The 20750-nt window shown below is 53.7% G+C and carries 19 protein-coding genes; 13 read left to right on the top strand and 6 right to left on the bottom strand.

Features of this window, described 5'->3' with window-relative positions; translation table 11 throughout:
• The first annotated feature begins 57 nt into the window (after positions 1 to 57).
• Complete coding sequence (locus ABIE64_RS02905) at positions 58 to 471, top strand: DUF779 domain-containing protein (protein ID WP_354376600.1); 414 nt, start codon at positions 58 to 60, stop codon at positions 469 to 471.
• A gap of 150 nt (positions 472 to 621) precedes the next feature.
• Here the strand turns inward: ABIE64_RS02905 and ABIE64_RS02900 are convergent, their stop codons facing one another.
• The gene (locus tag ABIE64_RS02900; RefSeq protein ID WP_354376599.1) at positions 622 to 1626 is read right to left on the bottom strand and encodes a YeiH family protein; all 1005 of its coding nucleotides are present in this window, start codon (positions 1624 to 1626) and stop codon (positions 622 to 624) included.
• A gap of 111 nt (positions 1627 to 1737) precedes the next feature.
• Here ABIE64_RS02900 and ABIE64_RS02895 point away from each other — a divergent pair, with 111 nt between their 5' ends.
• The 4 genes from ABIE64_RS02895 to ABIE64_RS02880 all read left to right on the top strand — a co-directional run bounded on the left by ABIE64_RS02895 (position 1738) and on the right by ABIE64_RS02880 (position 5332).
• Complete coding sequence (locus ABIE64_RS02895; RefSeq protein WP_354376598.1) at positions 1738 to 2631, top strand: LysR substrate-binding domain-containing protein; 894 nt, start codon at positions 1738 to 1740, stop codon at positions 2629 to 2631.
• A 192-nt stretch (positions 2632 to 2823) separates the two neighbouring features.
• Complete coding sequence (locus ABIE64_RS02890) at positions 2824 to 4209, top strand: cytochrome ubiquinol oxidase subunit I (protein WP_354376597.1); 1386 nt, start codon at positions 2824 to 2826, stop codon at positions 4207 to 4209.
• A 2-nt stretch (positions 4210 to 4211) separates the two neighbouring features.
• Positions 4212 to 5204 carry a cytochrome d ubiquinol oxidase subunit II gene (gene cydB, locus ABIE64_RS02885; RefSeq protein ID WP_503012840.1) on the top strand — a complete coding sequence of 331 codons (993 nt, stop codon included), beginning with the start codon at positions 4212 to 4214 and terminating at the stop codon, positions 5202 to 5204.
• Entirely contained in the window at positions 5204 to 5332 is a 129-nt protein-coding gene (locus ABIE64_RS02880) for a DUF2474 family protein (protein WP_040059893.1), read from the top strand. Before cydB ends, ABIE64_RS02880 begins: the two co-directional genes overlap by 1 nt.
• 113 nt (positions 5333 to 5445) lie before the next feature.
• On the opposite strand, the gene ABIE64_RS02875 is transcribed toward ABIE64_RS02880, so the two are convergent.
• Entirely contained in the window at positions 5446 to 5844 is a 399-nt protein-coding gene (locus ABIE64_RS02875) for a (R)-mandelonitrile lyase (protein WP_354376595.1), read from the bottom strand.
• Positions 5845 to 5876: 32 nt separating this feature from the next.
• Positions 5877 to 7094 (bottom strand): aminotransferase-like domain-containing protein, encoded by a 1218-nt coding sequence (locus ABIE64_RS02870; protein WP_354376594.1) that lies wholly within the window; start codon positions 7092 to 7094, stop codon positions 5877 to 5879.
• A gap of 231 nt (positions 7095 to 7325) precedes the next feature.
• Here ABIE64_RS02870 and ABIE64_RS02865 point away from each other — a divergent pair, with 231 nt between their 5' ends.
• From ABIE64_RS02865 to astB, 4 genes are read left to right on the top strand one after another with little or no spacing between them, the layout of a single operon-like run.
• The gene (locus tag ABIE64_RS02865; RefSeq protein ID WP_354376593.1) at positions 7326 to 8567 is read left to right on the top strand and encodes a hydrolase; all 1242 of its coding nucleotides are present in this window, start codon (positions 7326 to 7328) and stop codon (positions 8565 to 8567) included.
• A 4-nt stretch (positions 8568 to 8571) separates the two neighbouring features.
• The gene (locus ABIE64_RS02860) at positions 8572 to 9591 is read left to right on the top strand and encodes an arginine N-succinyltransferase (protein ID WP_354376592.1); all 1020 of its coding nucleotides are present in this window, start codon (positions 8572 to 8574) and stop codon (positions 9589 to 9591) included.
• A gap of 18 nt (positions 9592 to 9609) precedes the next feature.
• Positions 9610 to 11091, top strand: a complete 1482-nt coding sequence (astD, locus tag ABIE64_RS02855; protein WP_354376591.1) for a succinylglutamate-semialdehyde dehydrogenase — start codon at positions 9610 to 9612, stop codon at positions 11089 to 11091.
• Positions 11088 to 12446: an N-succinylarginine dihydrolase gene (gene astB / locus ABIE64_RS02850; RefSeq protein ID WP_354376590.1), complete on the top strand. Its 1359-nt coding sequence runs from the start codon at positions 11088 to 11090 to the stop codon at positions 12444 to 12446. The genes astD and astB overlap by 4 nt, the downstream gene beginning before the upstream one ends.
• Positions 12447 to 12465: 19 nt before the next feature.
• Here astB and ABIE64_RS02845 read toward each other — a convergent pair whose 3' ends face one another.
• Positions 12466 to 12762: a hypothetical protein gene (locus ABIE64_RS02845; RefSeq protein ID WP_139190028.1), complete on the bottom strand. Its 297-nt coding sequence runs from the start codon at positions 12760 to 12762 to the stop codon at positions 12466 to 12468.
• Positions 12763 to 12951: 189 nt separating this feature from the next.
• Between ABIE64_RS02845 and ABIE64_RS02840 the strand changes: the two genes are divergently transcribed.
• Both ABIE64_RS02840 and ABIE64_RS02835 read left to right on the top strand, forming a co-directional pair.
• The gene (locus ABIE64_RS02840) at positions 12952 to 14364 is read left to right on the top strand and encodes an aminotransferase (protein WP_354376589.1); all 1413 of its coding nucleotides are present in this window, start codon (positions 12952 to 12954) and stop codon (positions 14362 to 14364) included.
• Positions 14365 to 14465: 101 nt separating this feature from the next.
• The gene (locus tag ABIE64_RS02835) at positions 14466 to 14927 is read left to right on the top strand and encodes an Lrp/AsnC family transcriptional regulator (RefSeq protein WP_071240490.1); all 462 of its coding nucleotides are present in this window, start codon (positions 14466 to 14468) and stop codon (positions 14925 to 14927) included.
• A gap of 80 nt (positions 14928 to 15007) precedes the next feature.
• Here ABIE64_RS02835 and ABIE64_RS02830 read toward each other — a convergent pair whose 3' ends face one another.
• Together ABIE64_RS02830 and ABIE64_RS02825 are read right to left on the bottom strand one after the other, a co-directional pair.
• A complete protein-coding gene (locus ABIE64_RS02830) occupies positions 15008 to 16156 on the bottom strand; it encodes a hypothetical protein (protein WP_354376588.1) in 1149 nt (382 codons plus the stop codon).
• Entirely contained in the window at positions 16156 to 17433 is a 1278-nt protein-coding gene (locus ABIE64_RS02825) for a hypothetical protein (RefSeq protein ID WP_354376587.1), read from the bottom strand. The genes ABIE64_RS02830 and ABIE64_RS02825 overlap by 1 nt, the downstream gene beginning before the upstream one ends.
• Positions 17434 to 17854: 421 nt before the next feature.
• Here ABIE64_RS02825 and cysD point away from each other — a divergent pair, with 421 nt between their 5' ends.
• Both cysD and cysN read left to right on the top strand, forming a co-directional pair.
• The gene (gene cysD / locus ABIE64_RS02820) at positions 17855 to 18748 is read left to right on the top strand and encodes a sulfate adenylyltransferase subunit CysD (protein WP_503012841.1); all 894 of its coding nucleotides are present in this window, start codon (positions 17855 to 17857) and stop codon (positions 18746 to 18748) included.
• On the top strand, positions 18748 to 20667 hold the full coding sequence (cysN, locus tag ABIE64_RS02815) for a sulfate adenylyltransferase subunit CysN (RefSeq protein ID WP_354376585.1): 1920 nt from the start codon (positions 18748 to 18750) through the stop codon (positions 20665 to 20667). The genes cysD and cysN overlap by 1 nt, the downstream gene beginning before the upstream one ends.
• Positions 20668 to 20750: the final 83 nt, after the last annotated feature.

Genomic DNA, 20750 nt, shown 5'->3' with positions numbered 1-20750 from the left:
GAATGTTCTGGCCGGGTGCCCGTTCGCACCCGGCCCTTCCCGATACAGGAGGCGAAGATGGCAACAGATCAAATTCCGGCACGGGTGACGGCCACCGACGCGGCCACTGCCCTGATCCGGAAGCTCAAGGACATTCACGGCCCCCTGATGTTTCATCAGTCGGGTGGATGTTGCGATGGCAGTGCGCCAATGTGCTTTCCGGATGGGGAATTCAAAACCGGCGATCAGGATGTGTTACTGGGCGAAATTGAAGGCAGCCCGTTTTATATCGGACGCGCCCAATTCGAATATTGGCGTCACACACAGCTGATCATTGACGTCGTGGATGGACGCGGGGGCATGTTTTCGCTTGAGGGACCCGAAGGCAAACGCTTTCTGACCCGATCACGCATCTTCACCGATGACGAATGGAATGCACTGAAACACGCCGAACAAGGAAACGAGCAATCTAAAACAGAAGCAGGAACGTAAAGAAGATTACCAACGCAGATCTACCCGTGACATTGCGCGATCCCTGCCTCCCACAGTGCCTGCTCGCCAATGTCTGAAGATGCCGGACGCATCTTCCCCTTGCCCGTCGCCATTCCCCCCGAACAGGCGGCGGGCTTTTTTTATCTGCGATCAGGCCAAAATCACCAGCACCATAAGCCCTAGCGCGCACAGCACCAGAAGCGACAGAAGGGCCGCTGCCATCACCCGCCCGCCAACATGCATGACGCTTCGGATATCGACACTTAACCCCAATGCCGCCATGGCAAGGATAGTCAGGAAGGATGAAATTGTGCGCATCGGCTCCAGCGCGATTTCGGGGATCAGGCCAAATGAACGGGCTGCCATCATCGCAACGAACCCGACAATGAACCACGGCACCATCTGGGTCACAGGCAGGCGAACCTCGCGCTTGCGCCCCCCCATAAGGGCAAGCGCAAAGATCACCGGGCCAAGCATCAGAACGCGGATCAGCTTGACCAGGGTGCCGACCTGCACGGCCAACGCACCCGCCGGGGCCGTCGCGGCCAGAACCTGCGGTACGGCATAGACCGTCAGCCCGGAAAAAATACCATATTGCGCGGCACTCAGGCCCAGCCCGACATGCACCAGCGGCAGGGCAAAAACAAACAGAACCCCCAGAACCGCGGTAAAGGCGATGGAGGCCGCAACATCATCGGATTTTGCTGAAATCACCGGGGCGGTGGCGGCAATCGCCGAATTGCCACAGATCGAATTGCCGCAGGCCACCAGCATCGCTAAATGCTTCGACAGTCCAAGTAACCGCCCGATATGGAAGCTTAAAAACAGACTGGTGCAAACCACCAGAACAATGGCCGCAATCAGGCCAAAGCCCGCCTGCCCCAAGGCCTGCGCACTGATTGACGCGCCCAGCAAAACAATCGCGATTTCAAGCACGGTCTTCCCACAAAACCGCACACCATCATGAAACGGCTTGGCAAGGCCAAACACGGATCGCACCACCACACCAAGCAGGATGGCAAAAACCAGACCTTCGATCCAGCCATGCCCCAAAAGGCTACGCTCCGCCTGCTCGACCAGTTTGGCGATCAGGGCAATCGCCGTGGTCAGGAACAAACCGGGCAAAAGGGATTTGATGTGCGCCTTAAAAAACATGATCTGCCTGTAAAATGTGACAGTCGGAAAATCACACGAACAATCATTTACTTCCATCGAATAAAAATGGATATTTCATTCGATTATTTCGAACAATAACGGGCATTTGCCATGATGACTCTTGAACAGCTTGCCATCTTTGTGGCCGTGGCCGAACGCGAACATCTTACAAAAGCTGCCGATGCAATTGGCCTCACCCCCTCGGCAGTCAGTTCGGCGATCAAGAACCTAGAAGGGTTTTATGGCGTTGCGCTGTTCCACCGGGTCGGACGGCGGATCGAGCTTAGCGAAACCGGGCGGCTGTTTTTAAACGAGGCCAAGGCGACCCTGGCGCGCGCACGCGCCGCCGAACTGACACTGGCCGAACTTGGCGGATTGCAGCGCGGCGAGCTTAACGTTTATGCCAGCCAGACAATCGCCAGTTACTGGCTGCCACCGTTTTTGATGCAGTTTCATGATCAGTATCCCGGCATTGCCATCAATCTGACGATTGGCAATACAAAAACCGTGGCCGATGCCGTCCGCGGTGGTGCCGCCGATATCGGCTTTATCGAGGGCGAAGTTGATGAACCGGCACTTGCCATGCGCGAAGTCGCCGAAGATGCATTGGTGGTGGTGGTCGGCCCCAAACATCTCTGGGCTGACGGCAGGCCCTTAAGCGCGCAGGACCTGACAACTCAAAGCAGTTGGGTCCTTCGCGAAGCCGGTTCCGGAACACGGTCGGAATTTGAAAATGCCGTGCACCAGTCTGGCATCGATCCGCAACGGCTTAAAATCGCCCTGACATTACCGGCAAACGAGGCGGTGATTACCGCGGTTGAAACCGGCATCAGCGCCACCGCCGTTTCAAGCTTCGCCGTCAGTTCCCTGATCGCGCAGGGGCGGCTTTTCCGTGCAGCATTTCACATCCGCCCACGCAAATTCATGATGCTGCGCCACAAGGAACGCCGCCAGACGCAAAGTTCGCTGGCTTTGGAAAAGCTTTGCCTTTCCACAAACGCATAATCGAATTTTTCCAGATCAAAATTGCGAATACGCAATGCACAATTCGGACGGGCCCTTTATCACTTTATCCTTATGAACACGGCCCCTGATCCGCTGTTCTCAGTGGATCAGGTCATGCAATGAGCGATTTCGCGTTGCAACGAAAAACGCGGCCCGACAGGAAGGCTTTGCCTGATAAAAGGACCAACGCCAATGTTTGATCCCGACATATTGGCCCGCGTGCAATTCGCGTTCACCATCTCGTTTCACATCATTTTTCCGTCCTTTACCATTGGACTGGCCAGTTATCTTTTCGTGCTCGAAGCGCTTTGGCTGCGCACACGCGATGACACCTATCTGGCGCTATATAAATTCTGGCTGAAAATCTTTGCGCTGGCCTTTGGCATGGGTGTCGTTTCGGGCATTGTCATGTCCTATCAGTTCGGCACGAACTGGGGACCTTTTTCCGAATTTACCGGCAGCGTGCTGGGCCCGCTTCTGGCCTACGAGGTGCTAAGCGCCTTTTTCCTTGAGGCCGGGTTCCTTGGCATCATGCTGTTTGGCCTTAACCGTGTCGGACCGAAGCTGCATTTCACTGCGACCACCATGGTTGCGATTGGCACATTGTTTTCCGCCTTCTGGATTTTGTCCGCCAATAGCTGGATGCAGACACCCACCGGCCATATTATCGAAAATGGTCGGGCTGTTGTCCAAAGCTGGTGGGATGTGATCTTTAATCCAAGCTTCCCCTATCGGCTTGTTCACATGGTTCTGGCCGCCTTCCTGACCACCGCCCTTGTGGTTGGTGCGGTGGGGGCGTGGCATTTGCTGCGTGATCGGGAAAACCGCGCCGCACGGATCATGTTTTCCATGGCAATGTGGATGGCCGCCATTGTCGCCCCGATCCAGATCGTGGCCGGTGATATGCACGGGCTTAATACCCTTGAACATCAACCGGCCAAGGTCGCGGCTATGGAGGGCCATTTTGAAACGCAAAATGGTGCGCCGCTAATCCTGTTTGGCTGGCCCGACATGGCGGCAGAGGAAACAAAATACGCCGTTGAAATCCCGAAACTGGGATCAATGATCCTGACACATGACTGGGATGGCAGGATCACCGGATTAAAGGATTTCGCCCCCGAAGATCGCCCGAATGCGACCATCGTATTCTGGACATTCCGCATCATGGTCGGGCTGGGCGTTTTGATGGCGTTACTTGGTATCGTCAGCCTGTTCGCCCGGTGGCGCAAATCGCTTTATAGCTGCACGTGGCTGCATCGCTTTGCCCTGATCATGGGACCAAGCGGCTTTATCGCCATTCTGGCCGGATGGTTCACCACCGAAATCGGACGTCAGCCATGGGTGGTTTACGGATTGATGCGCACATCCGAGGCCGGATCGCCCGTCGCCCCGACCGCAATTGCCGGATCGCTTGCCGCATTCGTCATTGTCTATGCCATCGTGTTCGGGGTTGGCACCGCCTATATCATCCGCGCGATGAACAGGGACCCTCGTTTTGCCCATTCGCCGAAGGGCGAGGTGCTGCGCGCCGGAAGCCGCCCGGTTTCTGATCCCACCATCCCGACGGCAGGAGAATGATCATGGATTATCAACTGATCTGGGCACTGCTGATTGCGGTTGCCGTTTTCGCCTATGTCACGCTCGATGGTTTTGATCTTGGCATTGGCATTCTGTTTCCCTTCATCAAGGACCCGGCCAAACGCGGTAAGATGATGAATACGGTTGCTCCTGTGTGGGATGGCAATGAAACCTGGCTGGTGCTGGGCGGTGGTGGGCTTTATGCCGCCTTCCCGCTGGCCTATTCATTGCTGATGACCGCGTTTTACATCCCGGTTTTCACCATGCTGCTAGCATTGGTGTTTCGTGGGGTCGCGTTCGAATTCCGGTTCAAAAGCCGCGATCATCAAAAACACTGGGACTTTGCCTTTTCCGCCGGGTCGATCATTGCGGCCGCGATGCAGGGTGCAATGCTGGGTGCGTTTATCGAAGGCATTGCCGTTGAAAATGCCAAATTCGTTGGCGGTCCGTTTGATTGGTTAAGCCCGTTTTCGGTGTTCTGCGCATCCGCCGTTGTGGTCGGCTATGCCCTGCTTGGCACCGGCTGGCTGATCATGAAGATGGAAGGCAATTTTCAGGGACGTTTGCGGGCCCTTGCCAAGCCTGCGGTCATCTGGATGGCAGCCAATCTTGGCGTGGTGTCACTGATGACAAGCTATATCCACCCGGCTTATGCCGCGCGATGGTTTGATATGCCAAACCTGTTTTTCCTCGCCCCGATCCCGATTGTCACGACCGGTCTGCTTTTCTGGCTTTGGCATGCGGTGAAGCACCGGGAAAAGACGGTGTTTGGCATTACGCTTGGGATTTTCTTCCTGTGCTATGCCGGGTTTGGCATCACGCTTTATCCCAATATCGTCCCGCCGATGATTGATTTCAGAACGGCCGCAGCCCCCGATAACAGCCTGTCCTTCATGCTGTTCGGTGCCGCCATCCTGATCCCGATCATTCTGGCCTATACCGCCTATGCCTATTGGGTATTCCGGGGCAAGGTCGGGGATGAAGGATATCACTGATGACGGCATTTTCACCCAAACCCAAAACCCGGCGTGTGCTTTGGTTTATCGGGCTCTATGCCGGGGGAATCCTTGTGATCGGGGCCGTGTCGCTTTTGCTCCGCAGCCTGATCACCGGGATTTCATGAAAATATCCGGTCACAAATACCGGATTTAACCGTCTACCTGCTGACACTTGTCAGCAACTCCGGCCCGGCAGAAAGGTCCCCCACCCCTGCCGGGCTTTTTTATTCGGGTCAGGTCATTGGCCCAGATAATCGCTGTCCGCCACCTTTTCCAGCCAATCCACCGCCGATCCGTTCACGGATTCCGCAATCGCGATATGCGTCATCGCGGTTTTGTCGGTCGCCCCATGCCAGTGCTTTTCACCCGGTTCGAACCAGATGATATCGCCAGGGCGGATTTCTTCGCGGGGTCCGCCTTCACGCTGCGCCCAGCCAAGACCACTTGTGATGATCACGGTCTGGCCCAGCGGATGGGTATGCCATGCGGTGCGCGCCCCCGGTTCAAACGTCACAATGGCCCCACCGACACGGGCGGGATCGGTGGTCTGAAACGGGCTGTCGATCCTGACCGTACCCGTGAAGTAATCCGGCGATCCTTTGGCCGATGGTTTTGATGCGTTGCGCTGGATGTTCATGATGATCCTCCGGATTTGTTTCGTGGTGCACTTTACTGATTGTGCACCCGCCGGATCAGCAATGCCAAGCGCTCGATCCCGTCGCGAATGCGATCCGCGTTTTCGGTCGCGAAGCTGAGCCGTGCGGTATTGCGGCCCGTGTGATCACAGAAGAAAGCCTGACCGGGGACAAAGGCGACCCTGGCATCGTGCAGGGCCTGATCCAGCAATTGGCGGCTGTCGATATTTTCCGGCAGAGTCAGCCAGATGAACATGCCGCCTTCGGGTCTTGTATAGGACACGGTTTCGGGCATGAATTCGTCAAGGGCGGCCAGCATCGTGTCGCGTTTGGCGCGATAGGCATCGCGGATGGTATCCAGATGCCCCGGAAACAGTCTGCGTGCCGCACGAAGGGCGACTTCCTGATTGATGGTCGACACATGCAGATCACCGGCCTGCTTCATCAGAACCAGCCGTTCGATCACCGGACGGGGCGCAGAAACCCAGCCAATCCGAAGGGCGGGCACCAGCGTTTTGGAAAATGTGCCAAGCTGAATAACGGTTCCGGCCTCTGGATCGCCATTGGTTTCATCAAGTGACAGCAACGATGGCAACACATCACCTTCGTAGGACAGCTTGCAATAGGCCGCGTCTTCAAGAATGACCGCACCATATTTGCGCGCGATTTCAAGAACGGCCAGACGCCGTTCAAGACTATAGGACCGCCCGGTCGGATTCTGGAAATCCGGTGCGAGATAGGCAATGCGCGCACCACGTTCAAACGCGGCTTCGAGTTCGGCAATCACCGGGCCATCATCATCCATCTTCACCCCGACATAGGTCGGACGGCGCATGGAAAAGGCCTGCATCCCGCCAAGGTAGCTTGGCTTTTCCACAACAATTTCACGGCCCGGTTCCAACAACAAACGGGCAAGCATATCAAGCCCCTGCTGCGCACCACAGGTAATCAGGATGTTATCAATCCCGCGCACCGCCCCGCTGGCAGCCAGATCATCGACAATCCATTGACGCAGGGCCGGCAGGCCTTCGCTGATGGAATATTGCAGGCTTTTGCGACCGGCAACCTCGTCGGTCGTCAGATCACCATAGATGGCATTAAAATCGGCCAGCGGGAAAAGCGACGGGTCGGGTACGCCCCCGGCAAAGGAAATGATTTCCGGCCGGTCGGCCACTTTAAGCAGATCACGGATTTCGGAGGCGGTAAGCGCACGGGCATCGCGAACGATCAGGTCATTCCATTGGACAGTCATGGGGCTTCTCTTTAGGTCAGTGTTGTTGCCATTATTTGGCAAGGAAGACTGACCTAAATCAAGTTTATTTTTCTAGAGGCATCAATTTTGAAATAAAATTACCAACCCGCATTTCATCGGACCGCAGGTAATTCCGTTTCCATCCCCGTATCCCGCACCACCTGCCGGGCGGTTTTTGGCACGATATATCCAATAATCAATCAACAATGCCAAACCGTTCCAAAGGTTATCATGACCGAATATGCAAAGTTTCAGCCTTGGCTCGACTGGCTTGATCAGCGTTACGACAAAACGCTTGATCGCCTGAAATCGTGGTCCGCGATCAATAGTGGTACGGGCAATATCGACGGCCTCGACCGGATGCGTGACGCCATTCTGGATGCCTTTGCCGAACTTGATGCCACAACCGCCATTATCGACCTGCCCGATAGCGAGGCAGTTGCCAGCGACGGCAGCATCGCCCCCGTGCGCTATGGCAAGCTTTTGCATTTTTCCAAACGGCCACAGGCCCCGGTTAGGGTTCTGCTGTGCATTCATTATGACACGGTCTTTGCCATCGACAGTGCGTTTCAAACCCCGCGCCTGATCGATGAAAACACCTTGAACGGGCCGGGTGTTGCCGATGCCAAAGGCGGCATCCTGACAATCCTCAATGCGTTAAGCGCGCTGGAACGAAGCCCGTTTGCGGGTGGCATCGGCTGGGACGTGATCCTGAACCCGGATGAAGAAACCGGCTCCATCGGATCAGCCCCGTTTCTGGCGGAGCGCGCCCGTACCGCCGATTTCGGCATGCTGTATGAACCGGCACTGGAAGACGGCACCCTTGCCGGGGCACGCAAGGGATCGGGCAATTTTGCCATCAGGATCAAGGGGCGTGCTGCCCATGCGGGGCGCGAATTTCATGCCGGGCGCAGTGCGATGGTCGCGGCCAGTGACTGCGTCATGCGCCTTGATCAGCTTAACGGCAAGGTTGGCGAGGCCACATTCAATATCGGCAAGATCGATGGCGGCGGGCCGGTCAATGTCGTGCCCGAAAGTGCCGTCGTGCGCTTTAACGTTCGGGTTTCAAACCATGACGAACGCCATCAGGCCGAAAATCAAATTGCCGACGTCATTGCCTCGATCAATCAGCGTGCCGGCATCACGGCCGAACTGCATGGCCAGTTTGGCCGCGCGCCAAAACCAATGGCTGGCAGGACCAAGGCGCTTTTCGAATGGGTCCGCGAACTGGGTCATGACCTTGATCTGGACATCTCATGGAAGGCAACGGGGGGCTGTTGCGATGGCAACAATCTGGCCGAGGCCGGATTGCCCAATATCGATACCCTTGGGGTGCGCGGCGGCCTGATCCATTCCGATCAGGAATTTGTGAAGCTCGAAAGTCTGATCGAGCGGGCAAAACTTTCGGCCCTGATCCTGATGAAAGCCGGTTCCGGTGATTTACCCGACGCATTGAAAAAGACGGAGATATAAAATCATGATGCGTGTCCGCCCCGCCCGTATGAGCGACCTTGACCGGCTGGTTGATCTGGCATCCTCGGCCAGCAAGGGGTTAACCACCCTTCCCGCCAATCGTGACGTGCTCAAAGCCCGCATTTCTGAAAGCATCGAGGCCTTCGGGGCCGATGCAAACGGGCCGGGTGGCGAAAGCTATTTCATGGTTCTCGAAGATACCGCCAATGGCAAGGTCGCGGGCACCTGCGCGATCTATGCCGGGGTCGGGTTATCAAAGGCGTTCTATAACTATAAAATCCTGAAACTGACGCAGTATTCGCACGAATTGAATGTCACCGTAACGTCACGCCTGCTGACCCTCGTGAATGATTATCAGGGTGCTACCGAGGTGGGCACACTTTACCTTGACCCCGATTATCGCAAGGACGGCAACGGGCAGCTTCTGGCACGGTCACGATATTTGCTGATGGGGTGCTTCAAGGAACGGTTTTCGGAAATGGTCATGGCCGAAATGCGCGGCTGGCAGAATGAAAACGGTAAATCACCGCTTTGGGAAGCTCTGGGATCGCATTTCTTCAATATCCCGTTCCCGGATGCCGATTACATTTCCGGGATCGGCAATAACCAGTTCATTGCCGATCTGATGCCGAAATATCCGATCTATATCGAAATGCTGCCCAAGGCCGCCCAGGATGTGATCGGCAAAACCCATGATGAAACGCGCCCGGCATTGAACCTTTTGAAAAAGGAAGGTTTCCGGTTTTCAAATGCGGTCGATATTTTTGATGGCGGACCATGCGTTGATGTTCGGCTTGATGACATCCGCACCATCCGCCATTCCAAAATCGCCACCATCCGCAAAATCGTTGATCGAAGCCCCGCCATGGAACGCCACCTTGCCTGCACACTGGAACTTTCCGGGTATCAGGCAAGCTGGCTTTACATGAATGTTGTGAATGGCACGCATGTCGATCTGGACCGCGATCAGGCCGAAATCCTTGGTCTGCGTGCTGGCGATCAGATCCGTTTTGTCACCGATTAACACGTAGGAGCAGGCATCATGGCCCAGAAATCAAATCCCGCCCTGTTCATCAATGGCACATGGCAGACCGGCATTGGTACGCCGTTTCACGCCGAAAACCCGACCAACGGCGATATCATCTGGCAGGGAAATTCCGCCAGCAGTGATGATGTTAACGCCGCGATCATAGCGGCACGAAATGCCTTTCCGGCATGGGCAAAACGCGATCTGAATGAACGGATCGAAATCCTTGAACGGTTTGCAGGGCTTCTCAATGATCACAAGGACGCACTGGCACGCACCATCAGCCTTGATGCCGGAAAACCGCATTGGGAGGCATTAACAGAAGTCGGTGCAATGGCCGGTAAAATCACGATTTCGATCAAGGCATATCACGACCGCACCGGCACACGCCAAGGTGACGCACCGGGCGGCGGACAGGCGATCTTGCGCCATAAACCCCATGGGGTGGTTGCGGTCTTTGGTCCCTATAACTTCCCCGGCCATCTGCCCAACGGCCATATCGTCCCGGCCCTTCTGGCGGGCAATTGCGTGGTGTTCAAGCCATCCGAACTAACCCCGCTTGTCGCCGAGGAAACCGTAAAGCTCTGGCAACAGGCCGGATTGCCGGGCGGGGTTCTGAACCTTGTGCAGGGCGAACGCGATACCGGCATTGCCGTGGCGCAGCATCCCGGTATCGACGGGCTGTTCTTTACCGGCAGTGTCCCGACCGGACGCCATTTGCACCATGCCTTTGCCAGGCAGATGGATAAAATCCTGGCCCTCGAACTTGGCGGGAATAATCCGCTTGTGGTCTGGGACGCCGCCGATCTGGATGCCGTGGCCCACCATACCGCCATGTCGGCCTTTATCACGGCGGGGCAGCGTTGCACCTGTGCGCGCCGCCTGATCGTGCCATCCGGCGCAAAAGGCGATGCAATGATCGCCGCGATCAATGATTATTGCGACAGGCTGATCGTTGGCGCACCGGATGATGATCCCGAACCCTTTATGGGCCCGGTGATTTCCAACCGGGCGGCGGATGCATTGATCGCGGCACAGGCAAAACTTATTACCGATGGTGCCAAAATCATCCGCGAAATGACGCGTCCCGTCCCTGCCCGCCCGTTTCTGACGCCGGGCCTGATTGAGGTGACCGATGTAAAGAACCGTGCGGACGAGGAACTGTTTGGTCCGATCCTGCAAATCATCCGGGTCGATCACTTTGACGATGCCATCCGCGAAGCCAACAATACCCGTTTTGGCCTTGCCGCCGGGTTGCTGTGCGATGATGCCGAACTATGGCAGCGCTTCATCCATGAAAGCCGCGCCGGGATCGTCAACTGGAACAAACAGCTGACCGGCGCATCCAGTAGCGCCCCGTTTGGCGGCATCGGCGAAAGCGGCAACCACCGCCCGTCGGCCTATTACGCCGCCGATTATTGCGCATGGCCGGTCGCAACCCTTCAGATCGACAAACTGATCGCCCCCGATGCCGTCCCCAAAGGAGTACGTCCATGACCCGATACGCCATCGAAGCCAATTTTGACGGTTTGGTCGGGCCAACGCACAATTATGCCGGGTTAAGCTTTGGCAATGTCGCCTCGACCAGCAACGCCAGCACACATTCCAACCCAAAATCCGCCGCCCTTCAGGGCCTGACCAAGATGAAGGCGCTGCATGACATGGGCTTTGTGCAGGGTGTGTTGCCACCCCATGAACGCCCGCATGTCAAAACCCTGCGCGATGTTTTCGGCTTTTGTGGGTCGGATGGTGATGTTCTGGCCTCCGCCTGGAAGACCAACCCGAACCTTGTTCTGGCGGTATCATCGGCATCCCCGATGTGGACGGCCAATGCCGCAACCGTTTCGCCTAGCGGTGATACTGCCGATGGCAAGGTGCATTTCACCCCGGCCAATCTGTGCGCCATGTTCCACCGGTCGATCGAACATCCGGTGACCGGGCGCGCACTTGCCGCGACATTCGCCAATCCTGATCATTTCATCCATCATGCCGCCCTGCCCGGCACCGACCATATGGGGGACGAGGGGGCTGCCAACCACACCCGTTTTTGTGGCGATTACGGCGCGCGCGGGGTCGAATTTTTCGTCTATGGCCGTCATGCTTTTGATCCTGGTAAAACCCGGCCAAACCGCTATCCGGCACGCCAGACGTTCGAAGCCAGCAGCGCGATTGCCCGCCATCATGGCTTATCCGAAAATGGTGTCGTCTATGCGCAGCAAAACCCGGACCTGATTGATGCCGGGGTGTTTCATAATGACGTGATTTCGGTCGGCAATGCCAATGTGCTGTTCCATTACGAGGACGTCTTTGTTAACACGCCCGCCGTCATTGACGACATCCGGCGCAAGATGGACGGCATTGCCGATTTCACCAGCATCGAGGTGCCCCAAAGCGCGGTGCCGCTTCCCGACGTGATCAAAAGCTACCTGTTCAATTCACAGCTTTTGCGCCTGCCGGAAAATGGTCAGATGATGCTGATCCTGCCGACCGAGGCCGAAGAAACCATATCGGTCCGCGATTACCTTTATGACCTGATCGGCAAGGACAATACGCCAATAAGACAGATCAAGTTTTTCGACCTGCGCCAAAGCATGCGCAATGGCGGTGGGCCGGCCTGTTTGCGGCTGCGCGTCGCCCTGACAGGGGATGAACTTGCCGCCACCAACCCGCAAAGCCTGATCGACGATCAACGCTTTGCCGAACTGACAGGCTGGGTCGAAAAACATTATCGCGACCGGCTAAGCGCTGATGATTTCCGCGATCCGCTACTTCTGAACGAAGTCCGGACAGCTCTTGATGAGCTGACGCAACTTCTCGACCTTGGCCCGATTTATGATTTCCAGCACACCTAATTAGCATGCATCTACGGTGCTAATGGTTAAAGTAACGTCGGACGAATCTAACGTTTCCATGATGCGCTTTGTCCGTCAAAACAACCGCAACCACGGCTCCGATAGCTGCGAAAACCAGCATTGCAGCAAAACTGTACCCAAAGAAATTTGCCATAATAATACTAGACAATATCGATGCGCCAATACCTCCGAAAAGCATGGCAGTTTTTATTTCACTTGAAGTACTTCCGTAGACCACCTCGGCTTGGCAACCGATACAGACCTTTACTCCATTCTGAGAAACATAATGGCAATGTGGGCAGGCAATTTCAGACATTTTTACCCCAAACTTAGAAATTAAAAAGTGATTCGAAAATTAAACTATCTTCGGTTGCAAAGGCAACGAGTTTCAACCGCAGCCACTGCTGTAAAGTCTACCAGCTTCAAAATTTAATACCGGACCAACCGTGGCAGAATAACGGAAACAACAAGCTTCACGCCCCACACAAAGCCCCGGAGACCCGCCATGTCGACCCTCTATGATACCGAACATCTCAAAAGATCGGATGCGGCCAATATCCTGCATCCGGCATCCGTGGTTGCCGATGTGTCAAACAACGGCCCGGCCCGCATTTTTGTTAAGGGCAAGGGCGCGTTCATTACCGATACCGACGGCAATAGAATGCTGGACGGGGTTGGCGGGCTTTGGTGCATGAATATCGGCTATGGCCGGACCGAGATCGGCGATGCGATGAAGGCCGCATCCGATCAGATGGGCTATTTCCATACCTTTGCCGGGGCATCCAACCCGGCCCAGATCGAGCTGGCCGAAAAGCTGGTGGCAAAAATGCCCGCTCACATCACCAAGGTGTTCTTTGGCAGTTCCGGGTCGGATGCCAACGACACATTGATGAAGATCGTCTGGTATTATAACGGGCTTCGCGGCAAGCCGGAAAAGCGCAAGATCATCGCCCGCAAGCAGGCCTATCACGGCACCACCATTGCCACCGCCAGCCTGACCGGGCTTGCATCGTTTCATCGCAATTTCGGCCTGCCGATCCCCGAAGTCAAACACACGTCGCTCCCGCATTATTACCGCGAAGCCAAACCGGGCGAGACCGAGGAACAGTTTTCGGACCGGCTGGCAAACGAGCTTGAATCCCTGATCATCGCCGAAGGCCCGGAAACGGTCGGTGCCTTCATTGCCGAACCGATCATGGGGGCCGGTGGTGTGATCACCCCGCCAAAGGGCTATTTCAGGGCCGTTCAGGCGGTGTTGAAAAAGCACGATATCCTGTTCATCTGTGACGAGGTTGTTTGCGGTTACGGCCGCACCGGGCACTGGTTTGGTCATCAGCTTTATGACATTCGCCCCGATATGATCGCCACCGCCAAGGGCCTGACCAGCGGCTATTTCCCGATGTCGGCAGCCTTTATCAGCGACGATATCTGGAAAGTCCTGCGCGACGGGTCGGCAACCCTTGGTGCATTTGCCCATGGCTTTACCTATTCCGGCCATCCGGTGGGATCGGCCGTGGCACTGGCGAACCTTGCGATCATCGAAGGCGAAAATCTGGTCGCGAACTCGGCAGAAACCGGTGCCTATCTGCATGCGCAGCTTAACGATACCTTTGGCCATCACGCTCATATCGGCGAAGTCCGCGGTGTCGGCCTGCTGGGTGCCTTGCAACTGATGGCGGACCGGAACACAAAAACCGGGTTCGATCTGAAACACAAGATCGCAGCACGCTGTGCCGCAGCCATCGGAAACCAGGGCGTGATTGTCCGCCCGCTTCCAACCGCCGACAGCCTGGCATTTTCCCCGCCCCTGACGCTAAGCCGGGGCGAAGCCGACCAGATGGTCGATGCGATCAAAAAGGGCATTGATCAGGTAATGGGTGAACTGAGTGCCGAGGAACGCAAGGGCATGGCTGCCTGATTTTCGAAACGTCCCAAATCCTGCCCCACCTGCCCGACCGGAATACTGGTCGGGCCGTTTTTTTATGTGTAAGGTGGCGCAAACAAGATAACGGCGACCCGATGATCAAGATCGACGAGATCAACCTTAAAATCCTGCGCGCCCTTCAGGCCAATGCAAAGCTGACCAATCTTGCCCTGTCAAAGCTGGTGGGACTAAGCCCGAGCCCGTGCCTTGACCGGGTCAAAAAGCTTGAAAAAGAAGCGGTCGTGAAACGCTACCGCGCGGTGCTTGATATCGAAAAAATCTGCCCGCATGTCCGGGTCTTTGCCGAGGTCACACTGACCGGCAAGACCGCCGCCGATTACAAACGGTTTGCCGACGCGGCCAAAACCATCCCCGAAGTCGTTGCCGCCTACCGGATTTCAGGGCCGTATGATTATATGCTGTGCCTCGTTTGTCGCGATGTGCAGCATTATCATTCCCTGTCCGAGGAAATGATCCACGGCAATCTTGGCATCACCAAATTCATCGGCCATGTCGCTTTGGCCCAGACCAAGGCATTCAAAGGCTATCCGGTTTGAGTTTTTGAAAACCTCAAACACACCTTGGACTGATAGCACCCATAATCATCACAACAATTGGAATATATTAAATATAGCAATTATCTTTTTGCAAATAATGGCCCAACGTCTTTATCAGAATCAATTTCTCCGATCTCAGGGTTAACTTCATTATGATTTTCTGCCTTCTCCGAAGTCCAGCTTTTTGCAAAAGAAGAACGATCAGATCCTGAAAAATCCAATACAACACCCAAAAATGACTTTTCGTCACTTGAGAGATTATCAAATGAAGACAAATTCTGGTGGAATCCTCTATATTCTAAATGCCTAGCTAGCTGGAAGAGTCCATCTCTTTTTAAGTGTGATAAAACAAAATCAACTATTATCTCGGCTGGTATACTAGCATAGTCTTTCTGAACAGAGGAAATCATTACCTGAGAAAGAGCACTACCGTTCGGAATATATTTTTCCACCAGTGCAGCAGCCACTCTAATTTTCTCGATTCCTACCTCAAAATCATCATGACCAAACCGAATAACGTTTAGAAGTGTCTTACGCCTTTCTTCAAAAGATTTAAATGATACCTTTGCCATACAAAGATCAATAGATATTGCGACTATTGAAGCAGAAATATACGATAGCCTGATAAATACTTCTGAGGCGCTACTATTTGGATGGCATTGATTGGCCATCTTAGAGAACTGAGAAAAATGATCCAATGCACGATTAACCGTCCCAAACCCAAAATCATCAATTAAAGACGCTTTAAGATCTCGATAAGCATCCTGTATGTGCTTTCCTCTTCTAGAAGAGTCTACGGATTTAATTTTCTGTTCTAGTTTCTCTTCATCAATTCTATCTTCAAATAGAACTTTTTCACTTTCTGCCATTCGCTTGATATCTGAACCATCAAGAACAGATACGCCGATTTTCCTAGACATCTCATGTAAAAGTGCTCGGGTATCGGTGGTGGCAATATACGCTCCGTCAACCCTCAAGAGCTCAGCCAAGCCTTTTGTCCAAAATAAGCGTTCAATAGCTTTCGGCTTTGTCTTTGACTTTGCATCAACAATTTGAGTCCGCCTTGATGACCCGGTCGGGCGTTCATACAGCCAAATATCAACATCTGTTAAATCATCTCCATGCAGCTGGAATGGAACTCCCCTAACGGCGTAAACTCCTGCTCTAATGAAATAAGCTCGAAGAAGCTCCTCAAGTTTATAACCCTTTTCACCTGATTTAGAGACCATCAAACAGCCCTCCGACCGCGAAGCGCATTGAGAATGTCATGCGTTTGTCTTTTACTAGGTTGCGATTGATTTTTTCGAACCTGTTCACGAGCTCTTTCTGGTGATTTATAACCGGTCATCGGGGAGCTAGGAGGCGTATTCAAACTCTCGGCATTAGCATCACCGCTCTTTAAAACTTGTAACGCCAGCTGACCAATATCTTTTTTTAGAAGCCTCATTCTATACATATTTCCACCTGCTGGTGTCAGCTTCACGACTCTGTTCTCCTCCAAGACCCTATAATCAGCACCTATAGCTGTTGCGGGACCGATACTACGTCCAGATATCAACGCGTTCAAAATCCAATCAACACTGATAATTCTACCTTGAGATCGGGACCTTAACTGCATTCCGTAGGCAAGAGCTGAAACCAAAGCCTTCGCTAAATCAAAACTATCATCAACAATTGGATTCACAAATTTATGAAATGCCCCGGGAAGAGTGACGAAAGCATGCTCACCTAACTCATTGGAAACAGTGTTTACCTCGAAAACGGCAGCCGCTTTCAATTTTTCAAACAAAGTCGTCCCGAGGATACTCTCACATTTAGATGCCGACACACAGCCTCGCGCAGAAATCACCTCAGTCACTTCGGTTAATTTTCCTTGTTCCGCCGATGACAAAGAAGACAGAACTCGCGCCGACTTTTCAACTGAATCTCGCTTAAAAAGATTCCCATTAAATAATAATGTATTTGAAGGGTCATCTCCCTCCTGATCGACAAAACCTATTTCGACTGACCTTCTGAGAAAATCAAGCACATCGGCATTACGAATTTCGAATTTATCGGCAACTATTTCTTTTGCGTCAGCTAGATATATTGGAGAACTAGAGGCAATTTCTCCAAGCTCAATTGCTGCCAGCTCAAAAGGTTTAGGTTCTCCATCCTCAAAAATATCAACAGCATGTCGTAATACTCCCCGAGTATTAACACCAAGAACCACAATCTCACCAGCTGCTTCGTCAATTAGTCGTTTGTCTTTCAGTAAATTCAGATAATGTGGAAGTTCTGTTCTCGGATTTAAACGCGCGGAGAGAGCAACCGCCTGCACCTCATCTTTAGATAGCTTAGCCTCGTCCGCTTCTGACAACTTCATCAGCAAATCAGCAGCCTTACCAGCCTCATCCAGCACTGAGTACTCTGACGGAGCATGTATATCCATTGAGATTTTTCTAGCATGATGAACAATCCAAGCTCCTCGATTTTCTTTTTCTTGGTTATTCTGATCAGTCACCATTTTCACATCCTCCTAATCCAGCACAGAACCAAATTGAGACACATGCCCAAACTTTACCATCAACTAATACAACTATTAAATGAGTACAGTCCACTCAGAAAACCTTAAAGTGCTCCCATACTTTAGTCACCAAGCGCCTCTAATGACATTTCTGGACCAAGCAGCTTAATGGATAACTGGGCTTATCACCTTTCAATAAGGTTCCCGTATTTCATCCGCAAAGAAAACACCCAAAGAACATATTTCCTTTGTACTAGAAAATATCTGGTTATCTTTTTTGTGTGATTTGGATAGATCGCGCTTGCATCAAAGCCGTTTCCATATTACCCATCAAAGCAACGTGAAATACATTTATAAACACAAATTTTGTGTTATTTGCCACAGTTTTGATTGATCGGCAGGAACGAGAATGCAGCCTAATCTGACCCATCTCCGCCAGCTTGAGGCCGAGAGTATTCACATTATCCGCGAAGTTGCGGCGTCGTTCGAACGGCCTGTGATGCTTTATTCCATCGGCAAGGATTCGTCGGTTTTGCTGCATCTGGCGCGCAAGGCATTTTACCCGGCCCCGCCGCCCTTTCCGCTAATGCATGTCGATACCACGTGGAAATTCCGCGAAATGATCGAATTTCGCGACAAGGTGGCGGCGGAATACGGGTTTGAGCTGATTGTTCATATCAATCAGGACGGCGTTGATCAGGGCATTGGCCCGTTCACCCACGGATCAAGCCTGCATACCGACGTCATGAAAACCCAATCGCTGAAACAGGCGCTGAACAAATACAAGTTCGATGCAGCCTTTGGCGGGGCGCGGCGTGACGAGGAAAAGGCACGCGCCAAGGAACGCGTGTTTTCGTTCCGCACCGAAACCCATCGCTGGGACCCGAAAAATCAGCGCCCGGAATTGTGGGACATTTACAACGCACGGATCAACAAGGGCGAAAGCATTCGCGCTTTCCCGATCTCGAACTGGACCGAGCTTGATATCTGGCAATATATCTATCTCGAACAGATCCCGATTGTGCCGCTATATTATTCGGCCAAGCGCCCGGTGGTTGAGCGTGACGGTACGCTTATCATGGTCGATGACGACCGCATGCCGCTTCATCCGGGTGAAAAGCCGGAAATGAAATCGGTACGGTTCCGCACCTTGGGCTGCTACCCACTCACCGGTGCTGTTGAGTCCGAAGCAACCACCCTGCCCGATATCATTCAGGAAATGCTGCTGACCCGTTCAAGCGAGCGTCAGGGTCGTATGATTGACCACGACGAAGCCGGGTCGATGGAAAAGAAGAAGCAGGAAGGATACTTCTAATGGCGCATCAATCCGACCTGATTGCCGATGACATTCTCGGCTACCTGAAATCCCAGGAAGAAAAAAGCCTGCTGCGCTTCATCACGTGCGGCAGTGTCGATGATGGCAAATCAACCCTGATTGGCCGTCTGCTTTGGGATTCCAAAATGATCTTTGAAGATCAGTTGGCAGCCCTTGAATCCGATAGCCGCAAGGTCGGCACCCAAGGCGGCGAGATCGATTTCGCCCTGCTGCTGGACGGGCTTCAGGCCGAACGCGAACAGGGCATCACGATTGATGTCGCCTATCGGTTCTTTTCGACCGACAAACGCAAATTCATTGTCGCCGATACCCCCGGCCATGAACAATATACCCGCAACATGGCAACCGGTGCCTCGACCGCCGATGTCGCCGTGATCCTGATCGATGCCCGCAAAGGCATCCTGACACAGACACGTCGCCACAGCTTCATCACGTCGTTGCTGGGGATCAAGCATGTGGTGCTCGCCGTGAATAAGATGGACCTGATCGACTATGATCAGGCCAAATTCGACACCATTGTTGCCGACTACAAGGAATTCGCCAAAGACCTTGGCTATAGCTCGATCATGCCAATCCCGTTATCGGCCCTTCGCGGCGATAACATGATCGAAGCCAGCCCGAACACCCCTTGGTACGAAGGTCCGACGCTGCTCGCACATCTTGAAACCGTTCAGGTCGAACAGGATGCGATTGAAAAGCCGTTCCGTCTTCCGGTGCAGTGGGTCAACCGCCCGAACCTTGATTTCCGGGGTTTTTCCGGCACCATCGCATCGGGCATCATCAAGCCGGGCGATGCGATTGCCGTCACCGCCTCGGGTCAGACCAGCAAGATCAGGGAAATCGTCACCTTTGACGGCAACCTCGATCAGGCTTTTGCCGGTCAGGCCGTGACCCTGACCCTCGAAGATGAAATCGACATTTCGCGCGGCGATGTTCTGGCCCGCCCGGATGAACGTCCGGAATTTGCCGACCAGTTCGAAGCCCGCATCATCTGGATGCACGAAGATCATCTTCTGCCCGGCCGCCCCTATATCATCAAGATGGGCGCACAGGTCACCAACGCACAGATCAGCGACCTGAAATACAAGGTCAATGTCAATACGCTGGAACATATTGCCGGCAAGACGCTGGAACTGAACGAAGTCGGCATTGCCAATATCGCAACCGACAAGGCACTGGCCTTTGATCCCTATGATGACAACCGCCATTCGGGCCGGTTCATCATCATCGACCGTTATTCCAACGCCACCGTTGGCGCAGGCATGGTCAACCATTCGCTTCGCCGTGCGACCAACGTCAAATGGCAGGAAATGGACATCAACAAAAAGTCACGTGCCTATCAGAAAGGTCAGAAATCAGCCGTTCTGTGGTTCACGGGTCTTTCGGGTGCCGGTAAATCGACCATCGCCAACCTGGTCGAGAAAAAGCTGCATGCCATGGGCAAGCACACCTACACCCTTGATGGTGACAATGTCCGTCACGGATTGAACAAGGACCTTGGCTTTACCGATGCCGACCGGGTGGAAAACATCCGCCGTGTGGGTGAAACCGCCAAGCTGTTTGTCGATGCCGGGATCATCACGCTGGTATCCTTCATCTCGCCGTTCAAAAGCGAACGCCAGTTTGCGCGTAGCCTTGTCGAAGATGGCGAGTTCATCGAGGTCTTTATCGACACCCCGATTGAAGTCTGCGAACAGCGCGACGTGAAAGGCCTTTATAAAAAGGCCCGCGAAGGCAAAATCGCCAATTTCACCGGGATCGACAGCCCGTATGAAGCACCGGAAAACGCCGAGATCACGGTCAACACATCTGATCAAACCGCCGAACAGGCAGCAGAGGTCATCGTTGCCAAGCTCGAAGAATTCGGCGTTCTGGGTGCGTGGTATCCGGAAATCTGATCATCTGACGTCCATAATTCACATGCAAAACCCGATGCTCCTGGCATCGGGTTTTGTTTTGGCGCAATGACTTGGACCCTTCC

This window comes from Thalassospira sp. MBR-102 (genome assembly GCF_040549275.1).
In the GTDB taxonomy this organism is placed as follows: Bacteria; Pseudomonadota; Alphaproteobacteria; order Rhodospirillales; family Thalassospiraceae; genus Thalassospira; species Thalassospira xiamenensis.
Note: the sequence above shows the minus strand (reverse complement) of the source record. Positions and strands in the feature narration are given on the sequence as shown.

Bases quoted from the DNA above. Each gene is read 5' to 3' on its own strand.
- ABIE64_RS02905 (WP_354376600.1), top strand. From the start codon at position 58: ATGGCAACAGATCAAATTCCGGCACGGGTGACGGCCACCGACGCGGCC.
- ABIE64_RS02890 (WP_354376597.1), top strand. From the start codon at position 2,824: ATGTTTGATCCCGACATATTGGCCCGCGTGCAATTCGCGTTCACCATC.
- ABIE64_RS02860 (WP_354376592.1), top strand. From the start codon at position 8,572: ATGATGCGTGTCCGCCCCGCCCGTATGAGCGACCTTGACCGGCTGGTT.
- ABIE64_RS02880 (WP_040059893.1), top strand. From the start codon at position 5,204: ATGACGGCATTTTCACCCAAACCCAAAACCCGGCGTGTGCTTTGGTTT.
- ABIE64_RS02875 (WP_354376595.1), bottom strand. From the start codon at position 5,844: ATGAACATCCAGCGCAACGCATCAAAACCATCGGCCAAAGGATCGCCG.
- cysN (WP_354376585.1), top strand. From the start codon at position 18,748: ATGGCGCATCAATCCGACCTGATTGCCGATGACATTCTCGGCTACCTG.
- ABIE64_RS02865 (WP_354376593.1), top strand. From the start codon at position 7,326: ATGACCGAATATGCAAAGTTTCAGCCTTGGCTCGACTGGCTTGATCAG.
- ABIE64_RS02825 (WP_354376587.1), bottom strand. From the start codon at position 17,433: ATGGTGACTGATCAGAATAACCAAGAAAAAGAAAATCGAGGAGCTTGG.
- cydB (WP_503012840.1), top strand. From the start codon at position 4,212: ATGGATTATCAACTGATCTGGGCACTGCTGATTGCGGTTGCCGTTTTC.
- astB (WP_354376590.1), top strand. From the start codon at position 11,088: ATGACCCGATACGCCATCGAAGCCAATTTTGACGGTTTGGTCGGGCCA.
- ABIE64_RS02845 (WP_139190028.1), bottom strand. From the start codon at position 12,762: ATGTCTGAAATTGCCTGCCCACATTGCCATTATGTTTCTCAGAATGGA.
- astD (WP_354376591.1), top strand. From the start codon at position 9,610: ATGGCCCAGAAATCAAATCCCGCCCTGTTCATCAATGGCACATGGCAG.
- ABIE64_RS02895 (WP_354376598.1), top strand. From the start codon at position 1,738: ATGATGACTCTTGAACAGCTTGCCATCTTTGTGGCCGTGGCCGAACGC.
- ABIE64_RS02840 (WP_354376589.1), top strand. From the start codon at position 12,952: ATGTCGACCCTCTATGATACCGAACATCTCAAAAGATCGGATGCGGCC.
- ABIE64_RS02870 (WP_354376594.1), bottom strand. From the start codon at position 7,094: ATGACTGTCCAATGGAATGACCTGATCGTTCGCGATGCCCGTGCGCTT.
- ABIE64_RS02900 (WP_354376599.1), bottom strand. From the start codon at position 1,626: ATGTTTTTTAAGGCGCACATCAAATCCCTTTTGCCCGGTTTGTTCCTG.
- ABIE64_RS02835 (WP_071240490.1), top strand. From the start codon at position 14,466: ATGATCAAGATCGACGAGATCAACCTTAAAATCCTGCGCGCCCTTCAG.
- ABIE64_RS02830 (WP_354376588.1), bottom strand. From the start codon at position 16,156: ATGGTCTCTAAATCAGGTGAAAAGGGTTATAAACTTGAGGAGCTTCTT.